This window comes from uncultured Clostridium sp. (assembly GCF_963515715.1).
Classification (GTDB): Bacteria; Bacillota; Clostridia; order Clostridiales; family Clostridiaceae; genus Clostridium_AW.
Window position 1 is genome coordinate 1 of sequence record NZ_CAUPZS010000050.1, and the last position, 11965, is coordinate 11965.

Annotated in this window: 12 protein-coding genes and 1 pseudogene; 3 read left to right on the forward strand and 10 right to left on the reverse strand. The window is 30.8% G+C overall.

Translation table 11 applies throughout. The annotated features are described in order from the left end of the window. Positions 1-209: 209 nt before the first annotated feature. The gene (locus tag RYO54_RS19785) at positions 210-530 is read left to right on the forward strand and encodes a DUF1540 domain-containing protein (RefSeq protein ID WP_315122410.1); all 321 of its coding nucleotides are present in this window, start codon (positions 210-212) and stop codon (positions 528-530) included. A 63-nt stretch (positions 531-593) separates the two neighbouring features. Here RYO54_RS19785 and RYO54_RS19790 read toward each other — a convergent pair whose 3' ends face one another. Together RYO54_RS19790 and RYO54_RS19795 are read right to left on the reverse strand one after the other, a co-directional pair. After that, entirely contained in the window at positions 594-1139 is a 546-nt protein-coding gene (locus RYO54_RS19790) for an NADH peroxidase (protein WP_315122411.1), read from the reverse strand. Between the two features lie 58 nt (positions 1140-1197). Next, positions 1198-1626, reverse strand: coding sequence for a Fur family transcriptional regulator (locus RYO54_RS19795; RefSeq protein ID WP_315122412.1), 429 nt, complete (start codon positions 1624-1626; stop codon positions 1198-1200). 372 nt (positions 1627-1998) lie between these two features. Between RYO54_RS19795 and ahpC the strand changes: the two genes are divergently transcribed. Further along, positions 1999-2562, forward strand: a complete 564-nt coding sequence (gene ahpC, locus RYO54_RS19800) for an alkyl hydroperoxide reductase subunit C (protein ID WP_315122421.1) — start codon at positions 1999-2001, stop codon at positions 2560-2562. 163 nt (positions 2563-2725) lie between these two features. Beyond that, positions 2726-4399 carry an FAD-dependent oxidoreductase gene (locus RYO54_RS19805; protein ID WP_315122413.1) on the forward strand — a complete coding sequence of 558 codons (1674 nt, stop codon included), beginning with the start codon at positions 2726-2728 and terminating at the stop codon, positions 4397-4399. 124 nt (positions 4400-4523) lie between these two features. On the opposite strand, the gene RYO54_RS19810 is transcribed toward RYO54_RS19805, so the two are convergent. The 8 genes and pseudogenes from RYO54_RS19810 to RYO54_RS19845 all read right to left on the reverse strand — a co-directional run. Then, positions 4524-6254 carry an ABC transporter ATP-binding protein gene (locus RYO54_RS19810; protein ID WP_315122414.1) on the reverse strand — a complete coding sequence of 577 codons (1731 nt, stop codon included), beginning with the start codon at positions 6252-6254 and terminating at the stop codon, positions 4524-4526. Next, positions 6238-8055, reverse strand: a complete 1818-nt coding sequence (locus RYO54_RS19815) for an ABC transporter ATP-binding protein (protein ID WP_315122415.1) — start codon at positions 8053-8055, stop codon at positions 6238-6240. The genes RYO54_RS19810 and RYO54_RS19815 overlap by 17 nt, the downstream gene beginning before the upstream one ends. Positions 8056-8069: 14 nt before the next feature. Continuing rightward, positions 8070-8528, reverse strand: a complete 459-nt coding sequence (locus tag RYO54_RS19820) for a Fur family transcriptional regulator (protein ID WP_315122416.1) — start codon at positions 8526-8528, stop codon at positions 8070-8072. A 292-nt stretch (positions 8529-8820) separates the two neighbouring features. Continuing rightward, positions 8821-9828, reverse strand: coding sequence for an AraC family transcriptional regulator (locus RYO54_RS19825; RefSeq protein WP_315122417.1), 1008 nt, complete (start codon positions 9826-9828; stop codon positions 8821-8823). A 40-nt stretch (positions 9829-9868) separates the two neighbouring features. Beyond that, the gene (locus tag RYO54_RS19830) at positions 9869-10162 is read right to left on the reverse strand and encodes a nitrous oxide-stimulated promoter family protein (RefSeq protein ID WP_315122418.1); all 294 of its coding nucleotides are present in this window, start codon (positions 10160-10162) and stop codon (positions 9869-9871) included. 24 nt (positions 10163-10186) lie between these two features. Continuing rightward, positions 10187-10564 carry a YbaN family protein gene (locus RYO54_RS19835; RefSeq protein ID WP_315122419.1) on the reverse strand — a complete coding sequence of 126 codons (378 nt, stop codon included), beginning with the start codon at positions 10562-10564 and terminating at the stop codon, positions 10187-10189. Between the two features lie 318 nt (positions 10565-10882). Continuing rightward, positions 10883-11662, reverse strand: a complete 780-nt coding sequence (locus tag RYO54_RS19840) for a serine hydrolase (protein WP_315122420.1) — start codon at positions 11660-11662, stop codon at positions 10883-10885. Between the two features lie 15 nt (positions 11663-11677). Next, positions 11678-11965 (reverse strand): annotated as a pseudogene (locus RYO54_RS19845) (citrate transporter); the annotation flags it as partial.

Below are 11965 nucleotides of genomic sequence, written 5' to 3' on the forward strand. Positions count from 1 at the left end.
AGGTAAATCTAATGGGAAATTAAATAATAATAAATTTAATAATGCCAAACTAAATATCAGCAGAAAAAAAGGTAGAGGTAAATCTAAAAATAAATAATAGAGATCTCATATTATTTTTATATATTTAAATTAATTATAGGTAATTTTTTTAATATTTAATTCTCTTCTTGGTTAAACTTATTAGTATAAACACTAAGGGAGGAGATATTATGGCAAGAATTGCTTGTGAGGTTTCGAACTGTTCTCATAATAAAGAAAATATATGTTATGCTAATGTTATTAATGTAGGTGGCCTTAATGCGAAAAAAAATTCTGACACTTGCTGTGGTTCTTTTTTAGACTCAGTGCATTATGGTACCCTTACCAATAATGTTAATGATCCAGGAAAACCATGCTCAGCAATTACATGTAACGTAATTAGTTGCACCTATAATTCCAACAAGGTATGTTCAGCTGACTCTATACACGTAAGCGGTGAAAACGCTGATATATACACAGAAACGGATTGTTTAACTTTTAAAAATAAATAATAACTAAAATACATTAGAAAACACAAGTGTTCCTTTGTAATATTATAAAGGAACACTTGTGTTTTACATATGGAAATATCTTTCTAAAAGTCCTTTAAAAGCTCTTCCGTGCCTTGCCTCATCTTTACACATTTCATGTACTGTATCGTGAATAGCATCAAGATTCTTCTCCTTAGCAAGGCTAGCAAGCTGTTTCTTTCCTTCACAGGCTCCATATTCTGCTTCAACCCTTGCTTTTAAATTTTCTTTAGTATTAGGCTTTACCACTTCACCTAATATCTCTGCAAATCTAGAAGCGTGGTCTGCCTCTTCATAAGCTATTCTAGTATATGCTTCTGCAACTTCAGGGAATCCTTCCCTATCTGCCTGCCTTGCCATAGCAAGGTACATGCCAACTTCAGTACATTCACCTATAAAATTTGCTCTTAATCCTTCTATAATTTCACTGTCAACGCCTTCAGCAATGCCAATTCTATGTTCATCCGCCCAAACCAATTTATCCGTAGCTTCTTTAAACTTGCTAGCGTCTGCTTTACAAATAGGACACTGTTCTGGTGGTCTCTCACCTTCATGAATATAGCCACATACTGTACAAACAAATTTTTTCATATGTAATTCTCCTCTATAATGTATTTTCACTATTATATTTTTCTCTTTTATTTATAATTTATTCCAATACTTTCTTATTTACACATTTAGAACATATACCCTTAAAACAAATATATTTATCATTAATCTTACATCCTTTTAACATATCGATGGATATTTCATCAAACTCTATTGGAAAATTGATAATTTTACCGCAATTTTCACATTTAAAATGTCCATGATCTATTTTATTAATATCATATCGTACTTCTCTTTCTCCTACACTCACGGTTTTTATTAACTTAGCAGCTTTAAAAATGTTCAAAGTATTATATACTGTTGTCCTTGACAATGTAGGAAGCTTATCTATTAATCCATTATAAATCTCTTCTGCAGTAGGATGTTCATCTAGAGTCATTAAATACTTCATTATTTTAATTCTATTATCTGTAGCTTTAATATTATTTTTTAGTAGAAACTCTTTTATCTCTTTATTTGAAACATCCATTTTAAATACCACCTTTATGCATTTTAAGATATATGGCTAATATAAGATAATAATTATTAAATAATAATTTATTTATATTAATATTAATTGCGATTCAACTTTTTGTCAATTATTTTGCCACTCTTTTTCTAATATATTCACTTGTTGATAATCTTTCAGTCATGATTTATCTAGTAGCTAACTAGTTCTAATATTCCCACATTTATTTCATAAGAAAATAATTAAATATTTGAAAAATACATAATAAAAATAAAATTTTACCAAATAACCATTGACTTTTTAATAATTAATAGTTATTATTAGTTAATAAGAGATATCAATTAGCCGAAAATAAAAAATAGGGGAGTGTTTATTATGGAAAAAAGATCAATAATTTCTTTAATAGGAGAAAAGGTAGAGCCTTTTAAAGTACAGGCTTATCACAATGGTGAATTCAAAGAAGTAACAGAGGAGTCAATCAAAGGTAAATGGTCAGTGCTCTTCTTCTATCCAGCAGATTTTACATTTGTTTGCCCAACTGAATTAGGAGATTTGGCAGATAATTATGATAAATTTAAAGAAATAGATTGCGAAATCTACTCTGTATCAGCTGATACTCATTTTGTACACAAAGCATGGGCTGATACATCAGAAACTATTAAGAAAATTAAATACCCAATGCTTGGAGATCCAACTGGTGCACTTACAAAGCAATTTGGGGTTTTAATTGAAGAAGAAGGTGTTGCTTTAAGAGGAACTTTTATATTAAACCCTGAAGGTGAAATTAAAGCTTATGAAGTACATGATTTAGGAATCGGTAGAAATGTTGACGAGTTATTAAGAAAAGTTCAAGCTGCTCAATTTGTTGCTGCTCATGGTGATCAAGTTTGCCCAGCAAAATGGCAACCTGGTGCTGAAACTCTTTCACCAAGCTTAGATTTAGTAGGTAAAATTTAATACATATAGAGACACTTTTGTGTCTCTATATTTGTACTATCAATCATTTTTAATCTATTATTAAGATTTTTAATCATTTAAATCACATACTTGTTAAAAACTTTAATAATAGATTAACTCTATTGAGATGGCTTGGAAATTTTTATTTAATAAGGAGGATAATATGGATAGAATATATGATTTAATAATAATTGGTTCAGGTCCCGCTGGACTTTCCGCTGGTATTTATGCTGGTAGAGCTAAATTAGATGTGCTCATTCTTGAAAAAAATAATATAGGCGGACAGGTAAAAACTACTTCCGATATTGCTAACTATCCTGGGCTACCTAATGTTACTGGTCCAAAACTTATGGAGCAAATGCAACTACAAGCTAAAAATTTTGGTGTGCAATTTTCTAAAATGGAAGTAATTGATGTAGACTTTACTAATGATGTTAAAATAATTAAAACCAATATAGGTGAATATAAAGGAAGAGCTGTTATTATCGCTACCGGTGCTTCACCAAGAAGGTTAGGTTTCCCTGGTGAAGAAGAGTTCACCGGTAAAGGAGTAGCATACTGCTCTACTTGTGACGGAGAGTTTTTCCAAGATCTAGATGTATTTGTTATTGGTGCTGGTTTTGCCGCTGCTGAAGAAGCAATATTTCTCACTAGATTTGCTAAAAAAGTTACTGTTATAGCTAGAGAGCCCGAATTTACTTGTGCCAAAACCATTGCCGATAAAGTGCTTTCCCATGAAAAAATTGAAGTTAAATTTAATACAGAAATTTTAGAAGCTGGTGGAGATGGTGTTCTCAACTATGCTAAGTTTATAAATAATATAACCAAAGAAACTTTTGAATATCATGCCTCCCCTAAAGACGGTATATTTGGCATATTTGTTTTTGTAGGTAATCAACCTAAAACGGAATTATTTAAAGAACATGTTGCCACAGATAAATTTGGATATATATTGACAGATGAACACATGAGTACAAATGTCCCAGGTATCTACGCTGCTGGTGATTTGCGTCCTAAAGACCTTAGACAAATCGTAACAGCTGTTTCCGATGGTGCCATTGCAGCTACTAGTGCTGAAAGATACATCACAGAATTAAAAGAACGATTAGGTATTAAAGATTTGCCGGATCATAATGTTACCCCTACTCCAGATACTACTGATGAATCTACTCATGATTCCAATTTAACCGAATCTCATAATAAAGAGTTTTTAAGTAAAGATATTAAGAATCAATTAAAGGATATATTCTCTCGTTTAGAAAAAGATGTGACATTGGTTTCTATAGTTGATTTAGATAACCCAAAGTCTATAGAACTAAAAAATGTATTATTAGAAATTTGCCATCTTAGTGAAAAAATCAATGTAGAAATTTATGAAAAACATGCAAATCCTAAAATGGAAGAAAAGATTCATGCTGACAAATTTCCAGTGGTGTCATTTTTAGATCATGAAGGTAATTATAGCGGCGTAAAATTCCATGGAGTACCTGGTGGTCATGAGTTAAATTCTTTTGTCCTAGCTATATATAATCTTGGTAGTAAAGGTCAACCTCTGTCTTCACAAATACTTGAGAAAATCAAATCCATTGACAAGAAAACAAACATAAAAGTAGCAGTTTCACTTTCATGCCATCTCTGCCCAGATGTGGTTGTAAATGCTCAAAGAATTGCTATTGAAAATCCTAATGTAGAAGCGGAAATGATCGATTTATCAAACTTTCAAGAATTAAAAACTGCATATAAACTTATGAGCGTCCCAGCCATTATCATAAATAATAAAACTGTCCATTTTGGTTCCAAAAATATTGAAGAATTAATAGATATTATTAACTCCTAACTCAATTCACAAAAAGTACCGAGCAAACTTATATATTAAAAGTTGCTCGGTACTTTTGTAAATTTAAATAAGAAGTACTTCATTATTTATCCCATAGCTAGCCAGTTCTAATACAGCTATCCTATTATGACATGCTCCATCCGCTACTTCCATGTTGTATTGTCCAAAGATTATAATAAAGTCCTTTTCGTGAAATTAATTCTTCATGATCACCTTGCTCTACAACCCTTCCTTTGTCTAATACTATAATATTATCTGCATTACAAATGGTTTTAAGTCTATGGGCAATAACTATTACAGTTCTCCCCTGAATAAGTTCATTTATTGCCCTTTGTATTTCCACTTCATTCTCTGGATCTAATGATGCAGTAGCTTCATCTAAGAGCACCACAGGGGCATCTTTTAATATAGCTCTAGCAATAGAAATACGTTGTTTTTCTCCACCTGAAAGGGTACACCCTCCTTCTCCTACTGGAGTATCATATCCTTGTGGAAGCTTCTTAATAAAATCATGACAACAAGCTCTTTTTGCTGCTTCTTCCACTTCTTTTTGAGTTGCTCCTTCCCTACCAAATCTTATATTATTACCAATAGTATCTTGAAAAAGATATACATCTTGAAAAACCATGGAAACCTTTTGAAGAAGAGCTTCCGGTTCAATTTCTTTCATATCTTCATTTCCCATTAAAACTTTTCCTTTTTGTGGATCGTAAAAGCGAGCTATTAATTTTAAAATAGTACTTTTTCCGCTCCCTGAAGGTCCTACAAGAGCAGTTAATGATCCCTCTTTCATATCTATAGAAACATCCTTAATAACCTCCTTATCTCCATAAGCAAAAGTAACATTTTTCAATTGAATATTGTGTCTTTTAGGAGGGATTTTTTCTCCTGGCAAAATAGGCTCTCTTAATAATTCTACAATTCTTTCTCCTGCCTGCTCATCATAACTAATTTCTGAAAAATTGCCAAGAGCTGTGGTCAAGGGATCGAATACTCTCGTACCTACAATTAAAAAGGTAACAAAAGTTGTAATATTTAAATCCCCACCCAAAAGCAAATGAGTTCCTATCAATACCATTATTGTAAGTCCAGCTCTAATAAATCCTATGGCTGTCAACACTATAGGCTGTAAAAGCCCCTCGATTTTTATGCTTTCAACCATGAATCTTCTGAAAGCTTTTTCTAGACGAACAAATCTTTCTCCTGTCAAATTATATGCCTTTATGGTTCCTATTCCATTTAAATATTCTTGTAATCTATTGGCTGCGTATGTTTTAGCCTCCATGTGCCCCTTACCTATTCTTTTTTGAAGCTTTAAGGTGAGCTTTATAATTAAAATTGCTATGGGTAAAGCTATAAACATGGCAATAGCCATACGCCAATCAATAAATAATAGCCCAATGAAAGCAATTATTGGCATAACAAATCCTCCAACCAACTGAGGCATAAGATGAGATATACAATGCTCTATTAATGTAAAGTCTCCCATCATCATATTTCCAAGGTCTCCTGGATCTCTGGTAGTCAAATATCCTAGAGGTAACTTTCTTATATGTTCAGCAAGATTAGCTCTCCCCTCTGCTGCAAGCATATAGGCTCCTTTATAGCTAAATCTATATGCAGGTATTTCTGCTAAAAACATTATTATCATAGATAAAAATAATGCTCCACTGGTAATCCATAACTCGTTTATATTCACAGGTATTCCCTTGGAAAAGGCTTCAAAAATTATCTGCACTACTTTTATAGCTAAGGCAAAGGGTAGAATATTTACAAGATTTGATACTACAGAAAAAAATATTGGTTTTACTAACTTTTTCGGATTGCCAGCAGTTATATTATAGAACAACTTCATCATCCTTCACCCCTTTTCGAATTTTCCATTTTCCTGAGTTAGTATATGCATTCCACATATTCTTATAAAGACCATCAATGGATATTAATTTATCATGGGTACCCTTCTCCATAATCTTACCTTCTTTTAATACAATAATTTGATCTGCATCCTGTATAGATGAAAGTCTATGAGCAATGACTATTACTGTTTTGTTTTTAATCAGTTCTTTAAGAGCTAATTGCATCTGATATTCATTTTCTGGATCTGCAAAAGCTGTTGCTTCATCTAAAACTAATATAGGAGAATTTTTAAGTATAGCTCTAGCCACTGCCAATCTTTGCGCCTCACCACCAGAAAGATATATTCCTCCCTCTCCTATAAGAGTTTCATATCCATTTGGAAGTTTTTCAATGAATTCTTTGCATTGAGCAGCCTTTGCCGCAGCATATACTTCCTCTTTAGTTGCATCTGGTCTTCCCACCAAAATATTTTCATAAATAGTATCATAAAATAAGAATGAATCTTGAAAAACAAAGGATACTATATTCATCAAATCCTCTATTTTAATATCTCTTATATCTACTCCTCCTATAGAAATTGAACCCTTTAATACATCCCAAAATCTAGGAATAAGACTAGCTATTGTGGACTTTCCAGAGCCTGAAGGACCCACAAGGGCGGTTACCTTTCTTTGTTTTGCATTAAAGCTTATATTAGAAAGAGCATCCTTACGAGTAGCTACATCTGCTGAGTCATAAGAAAAATATACATTCTCAAATTTAATATCAAAATTTTGTGGCATCCTTGGATTTTTTATCTCTGGTATTGGTCTTTCACTTAGAATATTGTCTATACGCTCTACTCCTTCAGATATATCTCCTATTGTAGAGGCAAAGCTTGTAAATTTAAACATAGGAGCAGATATCCCTGGTGCCATAATCAAAAAGAAAATTAAAGTTAATGCAAATGCCATGTTTTCAGGTTTTCCACTTAAAAGATACACCCCTACTGGCAAAATAAATGCCAAAAGAGAACCTAACATTACTTTGAAAAAAATATAGATATTTTGAAATTGATTTGTATATTTAATACAATAATCTCTATAATCTATCATGTCATCATAAAATTTTCTAAAGGAATGTACTGTTTGTCCAAAAACTTTTATAATAGGTATTCCTCTTACATACTGTACCGTTGATGCATTTATTCTTTCTAAAGAATCATGGTAAAGTTTTAAGTTTTCCTTGGATTTCCCCCCCATTCTTATAGAAGCCTGCACATAAAAGCCTAGTATAATAGGTATAATGCATGCTATTGCTAAAAATGGATTTAAATAAATCATTGCCACTACCATAACTATTACTGTGGCTGAAACATTGATTAAATCAGGCAATTGATGAGCAATGAAATTTTCAATTTTTTCTACATTCTGCTCCATAATCTTTTTTACTACTCCAGTAGATGTTTTAGTAAAATACCCAAGTGGTAAATTGCCTATATGTTTTGAAAGCTTTATTCTTAAACCGTAGAGTATTCGATAAGCTGCTGTATGTGCTAGTAAACCAGATAAATACATAGTTATAATCCCAACTATTAATCCTATTAATGCTGTAACACCCCAATGTATCATGAAATTTCTATTAACCAAAGATCGGTTCGAAGCATTTTTTAATAATTCTGCAAGTATAAAATATACTGATACGTAAGGCACAAGCATAGAAATAGCACTGATAGATGAAAATATTCCTGAAAGTAGAAGCAGACCACGTTTTTCTCCAGCGATCTCTAATAATCGTGGAATCCCCTTTTTATTATTCAACCTTATTACCTCCTTTATTTTTTAAAAACATTACATTCATTACACAATCCATAAAATATAATATTGTAGGTTTTTATTTTAAATTTATTTTCTTGCTCTATTGCATACTCTAATGTATCTAAGAAATCACTTTCAATTTCTACTATTCTTTTACAACTGGAGCATATTAAATGGGGATGATATCCTTTTGAATTTAGAGAGACAATTTCGTATTTAGTACAACCATCACCAAAATCAATTTCACATAAAAAATTTAGTTCTTTTAACAAAATCATAGTTCTATAAACTGTTGAAATACCTATTCTGGGCATGGCAACTTTAACAGCTGCATAGACATCCTTTACAGATAAATGCTTAAATTTATTTTTTATAATATTATTAAGTATTATCTCTCTTTGCTTAGTCAGCTTGTAACCTTCTTCTGTAAACTTGTTTTTTATATATTTCACTTCCTTTGATGATATGTTTTTCATATAGCTATTCTCCTTTTATCTTTAGACATCATTTTAATATCTCTGTAGTAGAAACTCATTTAGCCTCAAAATCAATTCCATTAAAAAGCACAGCTGTATATAAGCCATCATATAGTGAATTCGAAGCAAGGAATAATTGATAATGATTATCTATATCAATTATTATAAGAGAAAACATTATGCTTTCTCTACTCATATAAGGATTTAAAAAGATGAAAAAAGGATTATTAACAAATAAAAAAATTGCTGTCATCATTTTTATTGATACAGCAATTTTTAAATATTTTATTATCTATTGTTCAGCCACATTTTTTAAATATTCTTTTGGATTAACACCAAATTTTTTACGAAAAGCTAAAGCAAAATGGCTTGAATTGGCGTAACCTACATGACTTGCTACCTCACTAACTTGCATGTTTCTCTCCTCAAAAAGCAATCGAGCCCTTTCTAATCTCTTATCAATAACATAGGAATACACTGTGCCGCCAAAAATCTCTTTAAATCCATTTTTTAATTTGAATTCATTAAGACATATCATCTTAGATAAAGAAGCTAAAGTAGGTGTGTTTACTATATCGTTGTCTAAAATTTCTCTAGCTTTATAAATACTTGTTATATCTTCATTAGAAAGTTTGACTGTATTATGTTTTTCTTGTTGATAAACCGCATCATTAAGATATATTGAAAGAAGTTCTAGTATTTTACCTTCCATATAAATATTTTTCAGCCCTTTTTTATATGGACAATTGATTATTTGTTGTAACACAAGATTTATAGGCGGGATAATCCTATTTTTATAAAATATCTCATCATATTTTCCCTTACAAAAAATATTCCATTCCTCTTCAATATCTTCCTTAATTTGTTCAAATTTTTTAGGATGAATTTTAATTTCTATAAAATTGAACTGATGTTTTGGCGGATAAACCCATCTTTTTATATTCTCTCTACTTTTAGTCTTAGATAAAAAACTCTCTCCGCTTAGAAGCTCAAATTTATTTCTATTCCCTTGAAATTCCCACTCTAGTCCCTCTCCAGTACAAAAAAACATATCAATATGTGGAGCTTTTGACATTCCTTCAATCTCCATCTGCCTATGAAAAGTAGTGTTAAAATTTATAATTTGTATATTTTCACCAGAAACGATCTGTCTCAAATGCCCATTGCCAATCTCTTTAGGAACTTCAAATTCATGTTCCATAGTTTCTAAATTATAGATTTTACTAAACTCTTCGCAAACAGGACACCTTTGATCAATTAAATTTTTTATTTCATATTGCTTCATCTCTCTATTGATCACGTTTATCCCCCTCTTTGTTTGCATATATTCTCTTAATTTATTATTTTAACATATGCCTCATAAATTCCTGTGGTTTATAAAGAATTATCCTTGGTGCCGAAAATCTCATTACTCTTCTTATTTTTTCTCTCATATCATCTTTATAACAATGTATTGAGCATCTCTTACATGAATTTTTTTCTTCTCCGAACCTGCAATATGTTAGTTTTTTATGAGTATAATCTAACAATTCCTCACATTCATTGCAAAGCGTCTCTTTATATTTATGTTTTTTCTCACAATACAGTGTAATCATTAATTTAACTACTTTTTTCTCTTTTTCTATTTTCCTCATATGTTCACCTTTCAAAAGATTGGTTTACTCTTCATTAATGGTCTTTATTTTAAACATAAAATAATAATATTTAAACATAACTAATATAAGTAAAAAAATCTTTACGTAAATATTTTTCAACGTTATGAGTGGAAAAGCTATCATAGTATCAGCAAATACTAGTATTGATACCTTCTGCTTCATAGTCATAGATCTAGAATCTACATAGCTTTCTAAGTGTTTTTTATATATCTTAGTTCCTTTAAACCATCTATCAAATTTCTCAGAACCCTTTACAAAACAAAAAGATGCCAATAAAAGAAAAGGAGTGGTAGGTAGTACTGGTATAAATGCACCTATTGCTCCAAGAGCAAAGGAAAGTATTCCTACAATAACGTAAAATATTTTTTTTATTTTATTCATAACTTCTCCTCTCCTAATTTAAGTATTAGGCTTCTACTTTCTAGTCTATATGTTTCTTTCATAAATATAAAGTAAATTTTTCACACTCTTCTAGTTTCATCCATAACTTCTTTTCTGTCATTATATCCAAATAGCCATAAAAAACATATCTATATTCTAAATTACTTAAATTAGTTGGCGAAGGGTTATACTGATTACTATTCTAGTATAACTTAAGCGACACTGACTATCAATATCATTTAAACCATTAACATCTCTCTATTAAGTAAAGGAGCAAATAAATCAAAAATTTACCTGCTCCTTATATATATAATTAATTTATATTTGTTCAATAGTATTATAAACTTCTAATGAAATTTTACCTATTATTTCTCTTCCTTCTTTATTCGTTTCCACATTCTTTGTCAACACGCAGATTATATAATCACTATAAGGATGATATATTATTCCTACATCATGCTCTAATCTATCTAAATATCCTGTTTTATGGGCTATAATTATATCCTCTGGTAAGTATAAGTTGATTCTTCCTCCTACCTGCTGCCTTTTTAGTATATTCAATATTATTTCACTACACTCTTCATCTACAACTTTTCCACTATAAATTAGTTCTAGGATATGACACATATCCTTTGCTGTTGTTATATTTTCTTTACCCATTTTTGCAGCTTCAGAGTCCATCATCTTCCTTCTTAATTGAGTATTTTCTAAATTCAATTCTTTAGCCATATCATTTATTTTATCCATGCCCATTAAATCTATTAATATATTGGTAGCAGTATTATCACTTAATATGATCATAAGAGTTACAATTTCCCTTATGGTAAAACCATTTCCCTCATCTAACTCCTTTAATATACCATCTCCACCGCATTTACATTTATTTAATAAAACTATTTTATCCTCTAGTCTTATTAAGCCATTACTAATTTCTTTCATTAATGCAGATATGATAAGTAGTTTAATTGTGCTAGCTGAAGGAAAAACTTCTTCTTCATTTATCATAATGCTAGAGCCTGTATTTAAATTTTTAATAACTACAGCTATATCTCCTTTAGACTCTTTAATCATATTATTGATTTTTTCTTTAAGATTCATAAGCTATCCTCTCCTTTAACCAAAGAATGATCTTATAAATACAAGTAAAATATTAAATATAACTACAGTTACGCCAAACTTAACCATGTTCTTTAAATCCTTAGATCTAGCTAGACCCATTTGCCCTAACATATCTGCTTCTGGATATGCAAAGGAAGTTATTTGAGAACCTATTAGTAAAATCATAGCCCAAAGCCCTGTAGATATGCCTAAATTTTCTATGAACCCTTTAAACATTTTGTCCATTACTACAGATTGAGCTACTGCTGCTCCACCTATTCCAAATATTCCTGTTAATGTTGA

What these genes read in the sequence shown, in the direction of transcription:
- RYO54_RS19835 (WP_315122419.1), bottom strand. Translation starts at nt 10,564, where the DNA reads ATGAATAAAATAAAAAAAATATTTTACGTTATTGTAGGAATACTTTCC.
- RYO54_RS19785 (WP_315122410.1), top strand. Translation starts at nt 210, where the DNA reads ATGGCAAGAATTGCTTGTGAGGTTTCGAACTGTTCTCATAATAAAGAA.
- RYO54_RS19795 (WP_315122412.1), bottom strand. Translation starts at nt 1,626, where the DNA reads ATGGATGTTTCAAATAAAGAGATAAAAGAGTTTCTACTAAAAAATAAT.
- RYO54_RS19820 (WP_315122416.1), bottom strand. Translation starts at nt 8,528, where the DNA reads ATGAAAAACATATCATCAAAGGAAGTGAAATATATAAAAAACAAGTTT.
- RYO54_RS19790 (WP_315122411.1), bottom strand. Translation starts at nt 1,139, where the DNA reads ATGAAAAAATTTGTTTGTACAGTATGTGGCTATATTCATGAAGGTGAG.
- RYO54_RS19805 (WP_315122413.1), top strand. Translation starts at nt 2,726, where the DNA reads ATGGATAGAATATATGATTTAATAATAATTGGTTCAGGTCCCGCTGGA.
- RYO54_RS19840 (WP_315122420.1), bottom strand. Translation starts at nt 11,662, where the DNA reads ATGAATCTTAAAGAAAAAATCAATAATATGATTAAAGAGTCTAAAGGA.
- RYO54_RS19830 (WP_315122418.1), bottom strand. Translation starts at nt 10,162, where the DNA reads ATGAGGAAAATAGAAAAAGAGAAAAAAGTAGTTAAATTAATGATTACA.
- RYO54_RS19810 (WP_315122414.1), bottom strand. Translation starts at nt 6,254, where the DNA reads ATGAAGTTGTTCTATAATATAACTGCTGGCAATCCGAAAAAGTTAGTA.